Origin of the sequence: Streptomyces sp. NPDC059874 (assembly GCF_042731135.1) — a bacterium.
Taxonomy (GTDB): domain Bacteria; phylum Actinomycetota; class Actinomycetes; order Streptomycetales; family Streptomycetaceae; genus Streptomyces.
In genome coordinates, this window is sequence record NZ_JBHWJY010000123.1 from 1 (window position 1) to 18,183 (window position 18,183).

At 71.5% G+C, this 18,183-nt stretch carries 14 protein-coding genes; 6 read left to right on the top strand and 8 right to left on the bottom strand.

Features of this window, described 5'->3' with window-relative positions:
• Positions 1–441: 441 nt before the first annotated feature.
• Positions 442–1,353 (bottom strand): carbohydrate kinase family protein, encoded by a 912-nt coding sequence (locus ACFV9H_RS38825; RefSeq protein WP_385408249.1) that lies wholly within the window; start codon positions 1,351–1,353, stop codon positions 442–444.
• The gene (locus tag ACFV9H_RS38830; protein WP_385408251.1) at positions 1,350–2,294 is read right to left on the bottom strand and encodes a pseudouridine-5'-phosphate glycosidase; all 945 of its coding nucleotides are present in this window, start codon (positions 2,292–2,294) and stop codon (positions 1,350–1,352) included. The genes ACFV9H_RS38825 and ACFV9H_RS38830 overlap by 4 nt, the downstream gene beginning before the upstream one ends.
• Before the next feature lie 156 nt (positions 2,295–2,450).
• Between ACFV9H_RS38830 and ACFV9H_RS38835 the strand changes: the two genes are divergently transcribed.
• On the top strand, positions 2,451–2,819 hold the full coding sequence (locus tag ACFV9H_RS38835) for a cupin domain-containing protein (RefSeq protein ID WP_385408253.1): 369 nt from the start codon (positions 2,451–2,453) through the stop codon (positions 2,817–2,819).
• Here the strand turns inward: ACFV9H_RS38835 and ACFV9H_RS38840 are convergent.
• The 3 genes from ACFV9H_RS38840 to ACFV9H_RS38850 all read right to left on the bottom strand — a co-directional run bounded on the left by ACFV9H_RS38840 (position 2,813) and on the right by ACFV9H_RS38850 (position 5,820).
• Positions 2,813–4,111, bottom strand: coding sequence for an MFS transporter (locus tag ACFV9H_RS38840; protein ID WP_385408255.1), 1,299 nt, complete (start codon positions 4,109–4,111; stop codon positions 2,813–2,815). The genes ACFV9H_RS38835 and ACFV9H_RS38840 overlap by 7 nt on opposite strands.
• A 142-nt stretch (positions 4,112–4,253) precedes the next feature.
• On the bottom strand, positions 4,254–4,829 hold the full coding sequence (locus tag ACFV9H_RS38845; RefSeq protein ID WP_385408257.1) for a methylated-DNA--[protein]-cysteine S-methyltransferase: 576 nt from the start codon (positions 4,827–4,829) through the stop codon (positions 4,254–4,256).
• A gap of 58 nt (positions 4,830–4,887) precedes the next feature.
• Positions 4,888–5,820: a glycerophosphodiester phosphodiesterase gene (locus tag ACFV9H_RS38850; RefSeq protein WP_385408259.1), complete on the bottom strand. Its 933-nt coding sequence runs from the start codon at positions 5,818–5,820 to the stop codon at positions 4,888–4,890.
• Between the two features lie 200 nt (positions 5,821–6,020).
• On the opposite strand from ACFV9H_RS38850, the gene uvrB reads away from it, so the two are divergent.
• From uvrB to ACFV9H_RS38870, 4 genes are all read left to right on the top strand, one after another.
• Positions 6,021–8,177 carry an excinuclease ABC subunit UvrB gene (uvrB, locus tag ACFV9H_RS38855; protein WP_385408261.1) on the top strand — a complete coding sequence of 719 codons (2,157 nt, stop codon included), beginning with the start codon at positions 6,021–6,023 and terminating at the stop codon, positions 8,175–8,177.
• Between the two features lie 89 nt (positions 8,178–8,266).
• Complete coding sequence (locus ACFV9H_RS38860; protein ID WP_385408263.1) at positions 8,267–8,845, top strand: TerD family protein; 579 nt, start codon at positions 8,267–8,269, stop codon at positions 8,843–8,845.
• Between the two features lie 28 nt (positions 8,846–8,873).
• The gene (locus ACFV9H_RS38865; protein WP_385408265.1) at positions 8,874–10,790 is read left to right on the top strand and encodes a TerD family protein; all 1,917 of its coding nucleotides are present in this window, start codon (positions 8,874–8,876) and stop codon (positions 10,788–10,790) included.
• Positions 10,791–11,010: 220 nt separating this feature from the next.
• Entirely contained in the window at positions 11,011–11,994 is a 984-nt protein-coding gene (locus ACFV9H_RS38870; RefSeq protein WP_385408267.1) for a TerC family protein, read from the top strand.
• Between the two features lie 23 nt (positions 11,995–12,017).
• On the opposite strand, the gene ACFV9H_RS38875 is transcribed toward ACFV9H_RS38870, so the two are convergent.
• From ACFV9H_RS38875 to ACFV9H_RS38885, 3 genes are all read right to left on the bottom strand, one after another.
• Positions 12,018–13,334, bottom strand: coding sequence for an MFS transporter (locus ACFV9H_RS38875; RefSeq protein WP_385408275.1), 1,317 nt, complete (start codon positions 13,332–13,334; stop codon positions 12,018–12,020).
• A 186-nt stretch (positions 13,335–13,520) separates the two neighbouring features.
• Entirely contained in the window at positions 13,521–14,177 is a 657-nt protein-coding gene (locus ACFV9H_RS38880) for an MBL fold metallo-hydrolase (protein ID WP_385408269.1), read from the bottom strand.
• Positions 14,178–14,202: 25 nt separating this feature from the next.
• A complete protein-coding gene (locus ACFV9H_RS38885; protein ID WP_385408271.1) occupies positions 14,203–14,898 on the bottom strand; it encodes a maleylpyruvate isomerase family mycothiol-dependent enzyme in 696 nt (231 codons plus the stop codon).
• 187 nt (positions 14,899–15,085) lie between these two features.
• Between ACFV9H_RS38885 and uvrA the strand changes: the two genes are divergently transcribed.
• Entirely contained in the window at positions 15,086–18,058 is a 2,973-nt protein-coding gene (gene uvrA, locus ACFV9H_RS38890) for an excinuclease ABC subunit UvrA (protein WP_385408273.1), read from the top strand.
• Positions 18,059–18,183: the final 125 nt, after the last annotated feature.

Consider the following 18,183-nt stretch of genomic DNA (forward strand, 5'->3'; position numbering starts at 1 on the left):
CCCGCAGGACGAGCGCGCAACCACGCTCACTTGTCGAAGCACCTGCCAAGTGCGCGAGGACGAGGAGATGCTCCGGCGGGGCACCGCCCCAACCCAGGCCGATCCCGGCCCAGGAAAATCCAGCCCCGCCGGCGTTTGAGGCGCGGGGTCCGGGGCGGAGCCCCGGCAGCGAAGCCGCCCCGACCGGGCCGGTCCCGGCCAGTGGGCATAACCCGGCCCCGCCGGGAGGCACGCGGCGGAGCCCCGGCAGCAGCGCCGTCCCGACCGGGCCGGTCCCGGCCAGGGGACAAACTCAGCCCCGCCGGGAGGCACGCGGCGGAGCCCCGGCAGCGGCGCCGCACAGGCCGGGCCCGGCCAGGGGGCAAATCCAGCCCCGCCGGCGTTTGAGGCGCGGGAGCGGGGCTCCGCTCTGGAAAGCCGTGCCTCAAGTGTGGGCGCCGGTCACGGCGTCGGGCGGCCGCCCAGGCGGGTTACTGCCTGGCCGGCGGCTCGGCAGCCTGCGCGGGCCGCTTCCGTCGGGTCCGCGCCGGAGAGGCGTGCGGCCAGGAAGGCGCCGGTGAAGGCGTCCCCGGCCCCCGTGGTGTCCACCGCCTCGGCCGGCTCCGCCGCGACCTCCGCGGTGATCCGCCCCCGCTCGGCGACCAGCGCCCCCGCCGCGCCCTGCGTCACCACCACCAGCGGCACCCGGCGGCTCAGCACCACGGCCGCCCGGGAGACCTCCGGCAGCCCGGCGAGCAGCCGGGCCTCGTCCTCATTGGGCAGCAGTACGTCGACCCCCGCCACCGCGTCGAGGAACCGCCGCGGCCCCAGCGCGGCCAGGAAACCGGCCGACGCGGGGTCCACGCTCACCGGGACCCCCCGCGTCCGGGCCGCCCGCAGTGCGACCAGGGCCAGCTCCCGGCTGCTGTCGGCGAAGAACAGGTAGCCGGACAGGTGGAGGTGGGCCGCCCCGTCCAGCAGCGACGGGGCCCAGTCCGCGGGGCAGAGCCGCAGCGAGGCCCCGCTGTCGGTCAGGAAGGTCCGCTCCGCGTCCTTGCCGACCAGCGCGACCACCGTCCCGGTGGGCTCGTCCGGGTCCACCACGAGCCGCGGCCGCACCCCCGCCGCGAGCAGTGCCTCCTCGTGCCAGCGCGCCGAATCCGCGCCCACCCGCGCGAGCAGGCGGACCTCCGCGGCCCCCGTACGGGCCGCCCAGCAGGCGGCGTTGGCCCCGGCGCCGCCCGGCAGGGTCCGGATGTGGGCGGCCGTGTCCGTGGCCGGAGCAAGCGGCTCCGGATGCACCGCGATCACGTCCGTCACCACGTCCCCGACCACGAGCAGCGCCCCCGCCCCGCTCACCCCCGCCCCGCTCACGCCCGCGCCGCCCAGGCCCCCGCGATCCGGGCACCGAGCCGCACGTTGCCCCGTACCGCCGCCAGGTTCGCCTCCAGCGAGGCCCCGTCCGTCGCCCGTACCAGGAACCCCAGCAGGAACGGCGTCACCGCCTGCCCCGTGATCCCCTGCTCGCGGCATTCCGCGAGCGCCTCCGCCAGCACCCGGTCGTGCAGCTCCGGATCCAGCTGCTCCGCCTCCGCCACCGGATTGGCCACCAGCAGCGCCGACTCCGGCCCGCCCAGCGCGTCCTGGGCGGCCATCACCGCCGCGACCTCCTCCGGCCGGTCCACGGTCCAGTCCACCGGCTCGCCGGAATCGGCCAGGTAGAAGCCGGGGAAACGGTCCGTCCCGTAGCCGAGGACGCCCACGCCCAGCGTCTCCAGCCGCTGCAGCGTGGCCGGTACGTCCAGGATCGACTTCACCCCGGCGCACACCACCGTGATCCGGGTACGCGCCAGCAGCGCCAGGTCCGCCGACTCGTCCTGCGTCTGCGCCCATTCGCGGTGTACGCCGCCCAGCCCGCCCGTGGCGAACACCCGCAGGCCCGCCCGGGCGGCCAGGAAGGCCGTCGCGGACACCGTGGTCGCGCCGGTGGCACCCGTCGCCAGCGCGGGCGCCAGGTCCCGGTGGCCGAGCTTGCGGACCCCGTTCCCGCCGGCGATCCGCTCCAACTGCGCCTTGTCCAGGCCCGCGTGCGCCACCCCGTCCACGACCGCGATCGTCGCCGGAACGGCGCCCTCCGACCTGACCAGCGCCTCCAGTTCGAGGCCCACCGCCAGATTGCGGGGGCGGGGCAGGCCGTGCGCGAGGATCGTCGACTCCAGGGCCACCACGGGCCTGCCCCGCGCGAGTGCCTCGCGTACCTCTTCCGACAGGACGGGGCCGACGGGCGGGGATGCGGCTGCTGTGTGCTGTGACATGTCCCCATCCATGGCGCGCGAACGAGGCCCCCAAACACACTCCCGCCACTCCCGTCCCAGGCTGTCCGAGACTCGACAGGGTGACTCGGCGGCCGGGCCGTTCCTGGACGCTCCGCTCACCGCGCCGCGCGGCGGGCCGCACTACGCTGACGCGCCATGAGCACCAGTGATCACTCCGCAGCCCCCGCCTCCTTCGCCGTTTCCGTACCGGACGCCGAACTGGAGGTCGAGAACCTCGACCCCGACCAGATCGTGTCCGGGGAGCCCGTCGTGACGGGCAAGGTGCTGTGGGAATCGGCGGACGGCAGGCAGCTGCGCGGGATCTGGCAGATCACCCCCGGCGTGGTCACCGACGTCGAGGCCAACGAGCTGTTCGTGGTGGTCAGCGGCCGCGCCACCATCGAGGTCGAGGGCGGCGAGACCCTGGAGGTGGGCCCCGGGTCCGCCTGTGTGCTCCGGGAGGGTGACAAGACCACCTGGACCGTGCACGAGACGCTCCGCAAGGCCTACCACATCAGCTACTGACCGCCGTTCGCGGACAGGGGGTGGCGGCGCGCGGTGAAGAGGGCCAGCGCCGCCATCGGCAGCAGCAGCGCGGCGCCGATGGCGTTCAGCCAGCCGTAGCTCGCCTGGGACATGACCAGGCCGGCGGCCGCGCCGCCCACGCCCGCCGAGGCGTTCATCGTGAGGTCGCTCAGGCCCTGTACGGCGGCACGAGCGGGCTGCGGCACCGAGTCGGTCAGCAGCGCCGAGCCGGACACCATGCCGGCGGACCAGCCGAGGCCGAGCAGGAAGAGGCCGATCGCGCTCTGGGTGTGGCTGTGCCCGGCCGTGCCGGCGAGCAGGGCGGCGACGGACAGGAGCCCGGCGGCCAAGCCGATCACGGAGAGCCGGCCGAGGCGGTCCGCGAGCCAGCCCATGAGGGGCGAGAAGGCGAACATGCCGGCGATGTGGACGCTGATCACCAGCCCGACGAGTTCCAGTCCGGCACCGTGGTGGCCCAGGTCCATCGGGGTCATCACCATGATCGAGACCATGACGGTGTGCGACACCGCGACGGTGACGAGGGCGAGCCGGGCCCGCGGGGAGGCCTTGACGGCGGTGAGCCCGGCGCGCAGCGAGCGGCCCTCGTGGGACTGCTCCTCCGGCGCGGCCAGCGCGCGGGCCGTCAGCAGTGGATCGGGGCGCAGCAGTACGCCGATCAGCGTGCCGGTGAGGACGAAGACGACGGCGGCCCACACGAAGGGGCCCGCCGTCTCGGGTATGGAGGTACCGGCGAAGCTGCGGCTGGCGGGGGCGGAGAGGTTCGGGCCGAGCACCGCGCCGAGGGTGGAGGCCCATACGACGACCGAGATCGCCCGGGCCCGACGGTCCGGGGCCGCGAGGTCGGCGGCGGCGAAGCGGGCCTGGAGGTTGGCGGAGGAGGCGGCGCCGAAGGCGGCCATGCCGAGCAGGAGCAGCGGGAAGCTCTTGATCGTGGCGGCGAGGACGACGAGCGCCGCGCCGACCGCGCCGATCCCGTACCCCAGCACCAGCCCGGGACGGCGTCCGCGCGCGGTCATCAGGGCGGCGAGCGGCAGCGAGAGGAGGGCGGTGCCGATCACCGCGGCGGTGGAGGCGAAGCCGGACAGGGCCTCGGTGCCGCTGATCTGCGTGGCGAGAACGGGGGCCAGGGCGATGCTGATGGGCACGCCGAGGCCGCCGAGGACCTGGCTGGCTATGAGCACCCAGGAGGTGCGCCGCTGCAACCGGGCCAGCTCCGCCTCCGTCCGGGTGAGAGGCACGGCCGGCCGGTCGGTGCCCGGCGAGGCGGTCACGCGGTACACCTCCGTCGGGGCAGCGGGGCGCGGGGCGAGATCGGGCCGGGTGCGGCGGCAGAAGTACTCACCGACGCAGTCTCCCACCCCTTACCCCCGGAGGAAACCGAGATGCGGGGCCCGGTCGTGCGCGGGAGACCGGTCAGAACAAGGGCTCCGGGAGGACGCCCTCCAGGGCGAGCAGGCGGCGCTTCGTCTCCACCCCGCCGCCGAAGCCGCCGATGCCGCCGTCGTTCTCCACGACACGGTGGCAGGCCACGACCACCGGCAGCGGGTTCGAGCCCATGGCGTTGCCCACCGCCTGCGCGGCCCCGGGCTGGCCGGCGAGGGCGGCCAGTTCCCCGTAGCCGACCACCGCACCGTACGGAACGGAACGGTCCAGCTCCTGGAGCACCTGCCGGTTGAAGCCGGAGCTCAGCCGCCAGTCCAGCGGCAGCTCGAAGCGCCGCAGCGAACCGGCGAAGTACGCGGTGAGCTGGCGTATCGGCTCGGCCAGCAGCACCTCTTCGCCCGGTGCGGGCCGCCACGCGTCCGCGCCGAGCCGGGAGACGAGCGAGCCGATCATCGCGTCGACCCGGTCCGGCCCGGCATGGAACTCGACCCGGACCAGACCCTCCGGGGTCGCGGCAAGCAGGAGGTCCCCGACGCCGACGTCGTCGCCGCCGGTGAAGACGGTCCATTCGAGGTGCGGCCCGCGCGGCCGCTCGGTGCTGTCCACGCCTCCACCGTACGGGCCGCCACCGACACCGCCGTGCTCGGAAGTCGCCGACCGCCTCTCAGAAGTCGCCGACCGCCTCCCGGACGACGTCCGGGGCGTTGGTGATGATCCCGTCCACCCCCATGTCCTTCACCTTCCGGGCGGTCGCCGCGTCGTCCACGATCCAGGTGTCCACCTCCATCGCCTTGCCGTGGGCCCCCAGCAGTCCGTGCACCGCCGCGACCCAGTCGGCCGAGATCGTGGTGTGCCACGGGTTGATCCGGTCGGTGAACTCGGCGTACCGCGGCAGGTCGGCGACCGTCGGCGTGCCCAGGAAGGCCGTCACCAGGTCCGGGCGCAGCGCGTGCACCACGCGTACGGAGTCGGCGCTGAAGCTCTGCACCACCAGGCGCCGCGTGACATGGCGCACGTCGAGCCAGCCGGCCTCGCCGAGCACCTTCAGGGTCTGCTCCTCGATCCCCGGGTAGAGCTCCGGCTTCTTGATCTCCAGCAGCAGCCGCTGCCGGTTGCGCTGCACCCGGTCGAGGTACTCCCGCAGGGTCGGCACGAAGGCGCCCGCGTACTCCTCGCCGAACCAGCTGCCCGCGTCCAGTCGGGCGATCTCGGCCGCCGTGAAGTCCTTGACCTTCCAGGGCTTGCGGTCCGGGAAGACCTGTTCGACGTCGGTGGTCCGGGCGAGGGTGTCGTCGTGGATCACCACCAGCTCGCCGTCCTTGGTGCGCTGCACGTCGTTCTCGACCCAGTCGAAGCCCAGCCGCTTCGCGAGGTCGATCGCGTCGAGGGTGTTCTCCGGGGCGTACGCCGAAGCCCCCCGGTGGGCGTACACGACGGGTGCCCCCGTAGCCGCCCGGTCGACCGGGGAGCCGGAGCCCCGGCCGGAGCCGGCGGCGGGGCCCGGGCCGGTGGCGGCGGACGAGGCCGTACCGCCCAGCAGGGTGAGGGTGAAGCCCAGGAATGCGGCAGCGGTCGCGGCGGCGGGTCGGACGTACATGTGCTTTCTCCTCGGGTCGTGAGCCCTGTTCCTGCGTCAGACGGGTGCGGAGCGACAGACGTTGTGGCGATGCACTTCACGGCGGGCCTTCACCGCGATCATGGGGTTGAAGATCACCGAGCCGCCACCGAACTACGACAAACGGACCAGAACGGGTGAGGGGCCACGTGAGTGTCAGTGGCGGGTCGTACGGTTGAGTCATGCGGCCCGTATCGAAGATCGAACGCACGGTGGCGCCTTTCGAGGTCGTCAGCCCCTACCAGCCCAGCGGCGACCAGCCGGCGGCCATCGCCGAGCTGGAGAAGCGCATCCGTGCAGGTGAGAAGGATGTCGTCCTGCTGGGCGCGACCGGCACCGGAAAGTCGGCGACCACCGCCTGGATGATCGAGAAGCTCCAGCGCCCCACCCTGGTGATGGCGCCGAACAAGACGCTCGCCGCCCAGCTGGCGAACGAGTTCCGCGAGCTCCTGCCGAACAACGCGGTCGAGTACTTCGTCTCGTACTACGACTACTACCAGCCCGAGGCGTACGTACCGCAGTCCGACACCTACATCGAGAAGGACTCCTCGATCAACGAGGAGGTGGAGCGGCTGCGCCACTCCGCGACCAACTCGCTGCTGACCCGGCGTGACGTGATCGTCGTCGCCTCCGTGTCCTGCATCTACGGCCTCGGTACCCCACAGGAGTACGTCGACCGGATGGTCGCCCTCAAGGTCGGCGAGGAGATCGACCGGGACCAGCTGCTGCGCCGCTTCGTCGACATCCAGTACACGCGCAACGACGTGGCCTTCACCCGCGGCACTTTCCGGGTGCGCGGCGACACCATCGAGATCTTCCCGGTCTACGAGGAACTGGCCGTCCGCATCGAGATGTTCGGCGACGAGATCGAGGCCCTCTCCACCCTGCACCCGCTGACCGGCGAGGTCATCAGCGAGGACCGCGAGCTGTACGTCTTCCCCGCCAGCCACTACGTCGCCGGTCCCGAGCGCATGGAGAAGGCGATCGCCGGCATCGAGGCCGAGCTGGCCGAGCGCCTCGCCGAGCTGGAGAAGCAGGGCAAGATGCTGGAGGCCCAGCGGCTGCGCATGCGCACCACCTACGACCTGGAGATGATGCGCCAGATCGGCTCCTGCTCCGGCATCGAGAACTACTCGCTGCACATGGACGACCGCGAGCGCGGCTCCGCGCCCAACACGCTCATCGACTACTTCCCCGAGGACTTCCTCCTCGTCATCGACGAGTCGCACGTCACCGTCCCGCAGATCGGCGCCATGTACGAGGGCGACGCCTCGCGCAAGCGGACCCTGGTCGACCACGGCTTCCGGCTGCCGTCCGCGCTGGACAACCGGCCGCTGAAGTGGGAGGAGTTCCAGGAGCGGATCGGCCAGACGGTCTACCTGTCGGCCACCCCCGGCAAGTACGAGCTCTCGCGCGGCGACGGCTTCGTAGAGCAGATCATCCGACCCACCGGCCTGATCGACCCGGAGGTCGTGGTCAAGCCCACCGAGGGTCAGATCGACGACCTGGTGCACGAGATCCGCACGCGGGTCGAGAAGGACGAGCGGGTCCTGGTCACCACCCTCACCAAGAAGATGGCCGAGGACCTCACCGACTACTTCCTGGAGCTCGGCATCCAGGTCCGCTACCTGCACAGCGACGTGGACACCCTGCGCCGCATCGAGCTCCTGCGCGAGCTGCGGTCCGGCGAGTACGACGTCCTCGTCGGCATCAACCTGCTGCGCGAGGGCCTCGACCTGCCCGAGGTGTCGCTCGTGGCGATCCTGGACGCCGACAAGCAGGGCTTCCTGCGCTCCGGCACCTCGCTCATCCAGACCATCGGCCGCGCCGCGCGAAACGTGTCCGGCCAGGTCCACATGTACGCGGACAGCATCACCCCGGCGATGGCGCAGGCCATCGACGAGACCAACCGGCGCCGCGAGAAGCAGGTCGCCTACAACACGGCCAACGGGATCGACCCGCAGCCGCTGCGCAAGAAGATCAACGACATCGTCGCCACCATCGCCCGCGAGGAACTCGACACCGAGGAACTCCTCGGCACCGGCTACCGGCAGACGAAGGACGGCAAGGCCCTCAAGGCGCCGGTGCCCGCGCTCGCCGGCAAGGCCGGCACGGTGGCCAAGGCCGGCAAGGGCGCGAAGGCGGCCAAGGGTGCCAAGTCGACAGAGGTGCTCACCGACCGGCCGGCCGCCGAACTGGCCGCGCTCATCGAGCAGATGACCGAGCGCATGCGCGGTGCGGCAGCCGAGTTGCAGTTCGAGGTCGCGGCCCGGATCAGGGACGAGGTGGGCGAGTTGAAGAAGGAGCTGCGACAGATGAAGGAAGCGGGCCTCGCCTGACTCCGAGCCTGTCAGTAGGGTTGGGTCACAGCCGCAGGTACATGCTGCGCGCCCGTTCAACGGGGCGGGCTATGGGAGAGGGGACACGCGTGACGGTCAACATGACCAAGGGCCAGGCCATCAGTCTGCAGAAGGCGGACGGGGGGACGCTGACCGCGGTCCGGATGGGCCTCGGCTGGCAGGCGGCCAAGCGCCGCGGGCTGTTCGGCTCGCGGACCCGGGAGATCGACCTGGATGCCTCGGCGGTGCTCTTCGCCGACAAGCAGCCGGTGGACGTCGTCTTCTTCCGGCACCTGCAGAGCGACGACGGTTCGGTCAAGCACACCGGTGACAACCTCGTCGGCGGCGCCGGCCAGGGTGGCGACGACGAGTCGATCCTCGTCGACCTCCAGCGCGTGCCGGTGCACATCGACCAGATCGTCTTCACGGTGAACTCCTTCACCGGCCAGACGTTCCAGGAGGTGGAGAACGCGTTCTGCCGCATCGTCGACGAGACCAACGGCCAGGAGCTGGCCCGTTACACCCTCGACGGCGGCGGTCAGTACACCGCGCAGATCATGGCGAAGGTGTCGCGCGTGGGCGCCGGCTGGCAGATGACGGCCCTGGGCAACCCGGCCAACGGCCGGACGTTCCAGGACCTCATGCCGGCGATCCTGCCGCACCTGTAAGCGAAGAAGAACGGGGGGAGACGGGACGATGGCGGCCGAACTGGTCCGTGGGCAGAACCATGCCCTGTCCGAACAGCAGGTGCGGATCACGGTCTCGGCGGGCACACCGGTGCTCGTCCTGGCCTCGCTCGGGGACGAGCGGGGCACCGTGGTCGGTCCGGAGGGGATCGCGCACCCCGGTGCGCGCGCCCTTCCGGGGGTGGAGGCGCCCGACGGGGCCGCCGCCCGGCACCGGTTCGCCGTCGATCTCGACGCGGTGGCCGCCGAGGTGCACCGGGTCGGCGTCCTGCTCTCCCTCCCCCCGGCCGGCCCGGCCACCTTCGGTGCCGTCGCGGCCTCGCACGTCGCCGTCGCGGGCATGGACGGCACCGAGCTGGCCGAGTACACCCTGACCGGTCTGGACGCCGAGACGGCCGTGGTGGCCCTGGAGCTCTACCGGCGCCAGGGCGCCTGGAAGGTCCGTGCCGTCGGCCAGGGGTACGCCGACGGCCTCGCGGCCCTGTTCGCCGACCAGGGACTCGCCGCGCCCGCCGCCGCCGAGCTGGCCGGGCGCGTGCACGCGAGCGTCGCGGCCCCGGTGACCTCGGACCCGGTCGCGGTGGTGTCCGACCCGCTCCCGGTCTCCGGAGTCCCGTACCCGGGTACGCCGGGACCCGCGCCGACGCCGCCCCCGGCAGAGAGCACCACGAACAACGCCGGCGGCGACACCACCATCAACTACGCCCACCCGCGCCGCCGCACCAGCACCGAGCCGCCCGAGCCCGCCCCGCGGTCGGCCCCGCCGCAGCAGCCGGGCGAGTTCCCGCGCCCCGTCGCGGGCGACGCCAGCGGCTGGTCCATGGAGGAGCGCCTCTACAACCAGGTCTGGGGCATGTTCGAGGACCTGGCCCGCGCCGTCGCCGCCTACCGCGGCGCAGTGGAGTTCGCCGACTCCCGCATGGACCGCGAGCTCGACGAGGTGCTGTCCGACCCCCGCCACCGCATCGGCGGCTCAGGCAACGCCGCCCGCGACACCGCCCGGGCCCGTCGCGACGAGCTCGTCGCTCAGGCCCAGGCCGTCCTCGACCGGGACCTCGCGCAGCTGGTCGCCGAGTCCGAGGTGGTCGAGCCCGCCCTGCCGGCCTCCTACGCGCGCTGGGACAACCCGGTCTGGCACGCCGGCCGCTCGGCCGGGCTGCCCGAGGAGAGCCCGCTGGCCCTGCGCCTGGGCGACCTGCACCTGCCCGAGCGGCCCGCGCTGCGGATCCCCATGCTGGTCCGGGTGCCGCTGGAGCGCGGGCTCTGGATCGACAACGGCCGCACCGGCTCCGAGGCCGCGATGACCATGGACACCGACCGGCTGCGCCGGGCCGCCATGGACATGGCCGTCGCCTACGCGGTACGGCTGCTCGCGGTCCATCCGGCCGACCGGTTCTCCGTCCACGTCATCGACGCGGCCGGGGCCGGAGCCGCCTCCCTCGCGCCGCTCGTGCGCGCCGGGGTGCTGGCCGGGCCGCCCGCCGCCGGGGCCGCGGGGGTCACCGAGACGCTGGCGAAGCTGACCCGGCGCGTGGACCTCGTACAGATGGCGCTGCGGGCCGGTGCCCCCGAGGACCTGCCGCCGGACGTGGACACGGCCGAGCAGCTGCTGATCGTGCACGACTTCCCGCACGGCTTCGACGACCGGGCCGTCACCCAGTTGCGCTATCTGGCCGACGAGGGAGCGGCGGTCGGCGTGCACCTGCTGATGGTCGCCGACCGTGACGAGGCGTCGGCCTACGGGCCGCTGCTCGACCCGCTGTGGCGCTCGCTGATGAGGCTGTCGCCCGTACCGGACGACCACCTCGCCGATCCGTGGGTCCACCACCAGTGGACCTTCGAGCCGAACCTGCCGCCGCAGGGCAGTCGGGTCCTCGAAGAGGCGCTGGACCGGGTGGCGGAGGCCCGCCGCAGAACCCGCCCGTGACCATTCCTTGGGAGTTCCTTTACCTTAACCGTCGTTGACGGGTATGCTGTGGAGCGCGGAGGGGAGTATTCCTGCTTTCCTGCTACGGCGTGCCCGTCAATACGGACTGTGACTGTCCCGGGGCGTCGGCCCACGGCCCCCAGGTCGCCCGGGTGGAAGAGACCTCCGGCAGCGATGACGCTGACGAAGTGCTGAGCCATCCGCCGGAGGCGTGTTCACCGTGGAAGTTTCCTGGACCCTGTGGGCCCTGACCATTCTTGGTCTGTCCCTTCTCATCGGCGCCGATTTCTTCATCGGCCGCAAGCCGCACGACGTATCGATCAAGGAAGCGGGCACCTGGACGGTCGTCTGGATCGTCCTCGCCGGACTCTTCGGCCTCGGCCTGTGGTTCTTCGGCAACGGCCAGGCCTACCAGGAGTTCTTCGCCGGCTTCATCACCGAGAAGTCCCTGAGCGTCGACAACCTCTTCGTCTTCGTGCTGATCATGGCGAAGTTCTCGGTGCCCTCCCACCTCCAGCAGCGCGTGCTGCTCGTCGGTGTGCTGATCGCCCTGGTGCTGCGCGCGATATTCATCGCGGCCGGCGCGGCGATCATCGCGAGCTTCTCGTGGGTCTTCTACATCTTCGGCGCGTTCCTGATCTACACCGCGTGGAAGCTGATCCAGGAGGCCCGCAAGGACGAGGACGACGAGGAGTTCGAGGAGAACCGTCTCCTCAAGTCCGTCGAGAAGAAGTTCGGCGTCGCCGACAAGTACCACGGCACCAAGCTCTTCATCGAGAACAACGGCAAGCGCGTGCTGACCCCGCTGATGGTCGTCATGCTCGCCATCGGCACCACCGACGTGCTCTTCGCCCTCGACTCGATCCCCGCGATCTTCGGCCTCACCCAGGACCCGTACATCGTCTTCACCGCCAACGCCTTCGCGCTGATGGGCCTGCGCCAGCTGTACTTCCTCATCGGCGGCCTGCTCAAGAAGCTGGTCCACCTCAGCTACGGCCTGTCGATCATCCTGGGCTTTATCGGCGTCAAGCTGGTGCTGCACGCCCTGCACGAGTCCGGCGTGCACGTCCCGGTGATCTCGATCCCGGTCTCCCTGGGCGTCATCTGCGGTGTCCTGGTGATCACCACCATCACCAGCCTGATGGCCTCGAAGAAGCAGGCGGCGGCCGAAGCCGCCGCCCGCCCGGAGAGCGTCGACGTGTAAGGCGCGGCCCCGGAGTTACGGAGCTACGCGGGGGCGGCCGCTTCGGCCGCCCCCGTTTCCGTACCCGCGGCCGCGCCCGCCCGCTTCCGTACGACCACCGGATTGGTCTCCGGCAGCAGCGCGAAGCAGCCCAGGCTGACCAGGGCGATCCCGCTCAGGTACACCGCGACGCCCCACGGCGGACCGGAGCCGTCCGCCAGCGCCGTCGCCACGATCGGGGTCAGCGCCCCGCCCAGCACACCGCCCAGGTTGTAGCCCACGGCCGCGCCCGTGCAGCGGATCCTCGGATCGTACAGCTCCGGCAGGTAGGCGCCCACCACCGCGAACATCGTCACCATGCCCAGCAGGGCCCCGACGAAGCCCAGCGTCATCAGCAGCGGGTCGGCCGTACGCAACAGCGCCACCAGCGGGAACATCCACAGGGCACAGGCCGCGCACCCGGCCAGGCACAGCGGCCGCCGCCCGTGGCGGTCGCCCAACACCGCCACCAGCGGGGTCACCAGGCCCTTGAGCGCGACCGCGGCCATGATGCAGGCGAGCATCACCGTACGGCCCACGCCGAGATGCTCGGTGGCGTACGCGAGGGACCAGGTGGTGACCGCGTAGAAGACGGCGTACCCCACGGAGAGCGCCCCGCCGGTCAGCAGGAGCAGCCGCCAGTGGCCGCGCACCACCTCCGCGAGCGGAGCCTCCGCCCGGCGGTCGGTCTCGGCGAGCGCCCGGAACTGTGGGGTCTCCTCCACGGAGCGGCGCAGCCAGAGTCCGGCCAGCGCGAGCAGCCCGGCCGCCCAGAAGGGCACCCGCCAGCCCCAGGAGGTGAACTGGGCCTCGGTCAAGGAGGCGGACAGCGCCAGGATCATGCCGTTGGCCAGCAGGAACCCCACCGCCGGGCCGATCTGCGGGAAGCTCGACCACAGGCCGCGCCGCCCCTCGGGGGCGTGCTCGGCGGTCAGCAGCACCGCGCCGCCCCACTCGCCGCCGAGCCCGAGGCCCTGCAGGAAGCGCAGCAGGAGCAGCAGGACCGGCGCCGCCATGCCGATCGAGGCGTACGTCGGCACGCAGCCCACCGCCACCGTCGCGAGGCCGGTGAGCAGCAGGGAGGCGAGCAGCACGGGGCGCCTGCCGTAGCGGTCGCCGATGTGGCCGAAGACCACGGAGCCGAGCGGGCGGGCGAGGAAGCCGACGCCGAAGGTGCCGAAGGCGGCGAGCGTTCCGGCGAGCGGCGAGAAGGAGGGGAAGAAGAGCGGGCCGAGCACGAGGGCGGCGGCCGTGCCGTACACGAAGAAGTCGTAGAACTCGATCGCGGTCCCGGCCAGGGAGGCCGAGGCGAGCCGCAGCATGCCGGGGCCGTCGGCCGCGGGGGTTCGGGGGGAGACGGTGGGGGAGGGGTCTTGTTGCATGGTGCAGCAGTTACCCCTTCCCCGTCGCCCGGGACGTGCGTTCGGTCGGGAACGACCGGAAGGAGTGCACCGCGTATCGAAGTTGACGCGATGCGGGGCTGTCGGGGGCGGTCCGCCGGTCGCGGTCTACCAGCCGCGCTCGCGCCATTCGGCGAGGTGGGGCCGCTCGGCGCCCAGCATGGTGTCGTTGCCGTGTCCGGGATAGACCCAGGTCTCGTCCGACAACTGATCGAAGAGCTTGTGCTGGACGTCGTCGATCAGGTTGGCGAAGGCCTTCGGATCGCCCCAGGTGTTGCCGACGCCGCCGGGGAAGAGGCAGTCGCCGGTGAACACGTGAGCGTGCCCGTGCGGGTCGTCGTAGATGAGGGCGATCGAGCCGGGGGTGTGGCCGACCAGGTGCCGGGCGGTCAGCTCGACCCGCCCGACGCGCACGGTGTCCCCGTCCGCGACCGGGACGTCGGTCTTCACCGGGATGCCCTCGGCGTCGAGGGCGCCCGCGTAGGTGGTGGCCCCGGTCGCGGCGACCACCTCGGCGAGCGCGCCCCAGTGGTCGCCGTGGCGGTGGGTGGTGACGACGGAGGCGATGCCGTCGTCACCGATCAGGCTCAGCAGCGTGTCCGCCTCGGCGGCCGCGTCGATGAGCAGCTGCTCGTCGGTGGCGCGGCAGCGCAGCAGGTAGGCGTTGTTGTTCATCGAACCCACCGCGACCTTGGAAATCATCAGGTCCGCGAGCTCGTGCACGTCGGCCGGACCGCCGACCTTGACCTCTCCGGTGTACGTCATGTTTTGATCCTAGGGGTGTCTGGTCCTAGAGCGGGGGGAGCTCGGGGAGGCTGTCGCCCGCCTCGAGGGTCAGGTGGGCGCCCTTGAGGCCGCGGCCGGCCAGCCAGCCGAGCAGCTCGTCCGGGGAGCCGGTGAGGGTCACCGGGGTGCCCTCGGAGCCGCCCGTGTGCCAGACCTGGTCCCCGTGGTACGTCTTCAGTGTCACCGGCGGAACCTCGGGACGGCCGGACCAGCGGTCGGCGAGGAAGGCGATCTCGCGGTCGGTGAACTCCTCCGGGAGGTCGGAGAGCTCGTAGCCGATGTTCAGGTCGACGTGGTGCAGCTCGACCTCGACCCAGCGGCGGAAGGGCACGTTCGAGGCCAGGTCGGTGACGCCGTTGCGCAGCTCGACCGTGCGGGACCAGTCCTGGTCGGGCTCGGAGGTGGCGAGGAAGCGGGCCGCGGAATCACGGACGTCCGTCAGTTGTTCTTCCAGAGGCCGACCGGCGTCGCGCTCGATGTCCGCGTCGCGGCCGGTCGCGCTCTCGTACATCGGGCGCCCCTCGAAGACGTTGACGAGGGCGTCCGCGTTGCGCGCGAGGTGGGCCAGGATGTGCCCGCGGGTCCAGCCGGGGAGGAGTGACTCCTCGGCGAGGGCGGCGTTGTCCAGCTTCGCGACCGCGGTCAGCAGTCGGTCCGTGGATTCACGTACAGATCGCAGGTCGTGCACATGATCAGTCATGACGGCGAGCCTAGTGGTTTGAGGCCCTCGGCCACACGATCGGGTGAAGAGGTCGAGGGAGTGCCGTAAATCGAATGTGCGTGCTATACGCTCGAAGTCCAAGACAGCATCTCCACCGCAGAGGCGCCCCCCATACCCTGGGACGGGGACCTGTGCCCCCGCTCTCTCAAGAAAGGTGCGGACCGGCGTGACCGACCGTCTCATCGTTCGTGGCGCTCGCGAGCACAACCTCAAGAACGTCTCGCTCGACCTGCCCCGCGACTCCCTCATCGTCTTCACCGGACTCTCAGGGTCGGGCAAGTCCTCTCTGGCCTTCGACACGATCTTCGCCGAGGGCCAGCGCCGCTACGTCGAGTCGCTCTCGTCGTACGCCCGCCAGTTCCTCGGGCAGATGGACAAGCCCGACGTCGACTTCATCGAGGGCCTCTCCCCGGCCGTCTCGATCGACCAGAAGTCCACCTCGCGCAACCCGCGCTCGACCGTGGGCACCATCACCGAGGTCTACGACTACCTCCGCCTGCTCTTCGCCCGCATCGGCAAGCCGCACTGCCCCGAGTGCCGCCGCCCCATCTCCCGCCAGTCGCCGCAGGCGATCGTCGACAAGGTGCTCGCGCTCCCGGAGGGCAGCCGTTTCCAGGTGCTCTCGCCGCTGGTGCGCGAGCGCAAGGGCGAGTTCGTGGACCTCTTCGCCGACCTGCAGACCAAGGGCTACAGCCGGGCGCGGGTGGACGGGGAGACCATCCAGCTCTCCGAGCCGCCCACGCTGAAGAAGCAGGAGAAGCACACCATCGAGGTGGTCATCGACCGCCTCACCGTCAAGGACAGCGCCAAGCGCCGGCTCACCGACTCGGTGGAGACCGCCCTCGGTCTCTCCGGCGGCATGGTCATCCTGGACTTCGTCGACCTCGCCGGGGACGACCCCGAGCGTGAGCGGATGTACTCCGAGCACCTCTACTGCCCGTACGACGACCTGTCCTTCGAGGAGCTGGAGCCGCGCTCCTTCTCCTTCAACTCGCCCTTCGGCGCCTGCCCCGAGTGCACCGGCATCGGCACGCGCATGGAGGTGGACCCGGAGCTGATCGTTCCGGACGAGGACAAGTCCCTGGACGAGGGCGCGGTCTCGCCGTGGTCCCTCGGCCACACCAAGGACTACTTCCAGCGGCTGATCGGCGCGCTCGCCGAGGAGCTCGGCTTCCGCACGGACATCGCGTGGGCAGGGCTGCCGGCGCGGGCCAAGAAGGCCCTGCTCCACGGCCACAAGACGCAGATCGAGGTCCGCTACCGCAACCGGTACGGGCGCGAGCGCGCCTACACGACGGCCTTCGAGGGCGCGGTGCCGTTCGTCAAGCGGCGGCACGCGGAATCGGAGAGCGACGCCAGCCGCGAGCGCTTCGAGGGCTACATGCGCGAGGTGCCCTGCCCGACCTGTGAGGGCACCCGCCTCAAGCCGATCGTGCTCGCCGTGACGGTGATGGAGCGGTCCATCGCCGAGGTCGCCGCGATGTCGATCAGCGAGTGCGCGGACTTCCTGGGGCGGCTGCGCCTCGACGCCCGCGACAAGAAGATCGCCGAGCGGGTCCTGAAGGAGGTCAACGAGCGGCTGCGCTTCCTCGTGGACGTGGGCCTCGACTACCTCTCGCTCAACCGCGCCGCCGGCACCCTGTCGGGCGGCGAGGCCCAGCGCATCCGGCTGGCCACGCAGATCGGCTCCGGCCTCGTCGGCGTGCTCTACGTACTCGACGAGCCCTCCATCGGCCTGCACCAGCGGGACAACCACCGGCTGATCGAGACGCTGGTGCGGCTGCGGGACATGGGCAACACGCTCATCGTCGTCGAGCACGACGAGGACACCATCAAGGTGGCCGACTGGGTCGTGGACATCGGCCCCGGCGCGGGCGAGCACGGCGGCAAGGTGGTGCACAGCGGTTCGCTGAAGGAACTGCTGAAGAACACCGAGTCGATGACCGGGCAGTACCTGTCGGGCAAGCGGTCCATCGCGATCCCGGACGTACGCCGGCCTGTGAACGGGGAGCGGAAGCTGACCGTCCACGGCGCCAAGGAGAACAACCTGCGGGACATCGACGTCGCCTTCCCGCTGGGCGTGCTCACGGCGGTGACCGGTGTGTCGGGTTCCGGCAAGTCGACGCTGGTCAACGACATCCTCTACACGCACCTGGCGCGCGAGCTGAACGGCGCCCGCTCGGTGCCGGGCCGGCACACCCGGGTGGACGGGGACGACCTCGTCGACAAGGTCGTGCACGTGGACCAGTCGCCGATCGGCCGGACCCCGCGGTCCAACCCGGCCACGTACACGGGTGTCTTCGACCACGTGCGCAAGCTCTTCGCGGAGACGATGGAGGCGAAGGTGCGCGGCTACCTGCCGGGCCGCTTCTCCTTCAACGTGAAGGGCGGCCGGTGCGAGAACTGCTCCGGCGACGGCACGATCAAGATCGAGATGAACTTCCTGCCGGACGTCTACGTCCCCTGCGAGGTCTGCCACGGCGACCGGTACAACCGGGAGACGCTGGAGGTCCACTACAAGGGCAAGTCCATCGCGGAAGTCCTGAACATGCCGATCGAGGAGGCGCTGGACTTCTTCGAGGCGGTGCCGACGATCGCGCGGCACCTGCGGACGCTCAACGAGGTCGGGCTGGGCTACGTCCGGCTCGGGCAGTCCGCGCCGACGCTGTCGGGCGGTGAGGCGCAGCGCGTGAAGCTGGCCTCCGAGCTGCAGAAGCGGTCGACGGGCCGGACGGTGTACGTGCTGGACGAGCCGACGACGGGTCTGCACTTCGAGGACATCTCGAAGCTGATCAAGGTGCTGTCGGGGCTGGTGGACAAGGGGAACTCGGTGATCGTCATCGAGCACAACCTGGACGTCATCAAGACCGCGGACTGGGTCATCGACATGGGTCCCGAGGGCGGCTACGGCGGCGGTCTCGTCGTCGCCGAGGGCACGCCGGAGCAGGTGGCGTCGGTGGGGGCGAGCCACACCGGCAAGTTCCTGCGGGACATCCTGGGGGCCGACCGCGTCTCGGACGGGGCCGCCGCCCCGGCGGTGGTCGGCCAGCGGAAGCCTGCGGCCAAGAAGGCCGCCGCCGCCACGAAGAAGGCCGCAGCCCCGGCCAAGAAGGCCACGTCCCGGGCCCGCAAGGCGTAGCTGCTCGTCTGCGGCGCCGCTGCCGGGGGCTCTGCCCCCGGACCCCCGCGCCTCAAACGCCGGCGGGGCTGAAAGATCGCCTCAAACGCCGGCGGGGCTGAAAGATCGCCTCAAACGCCGGCGGG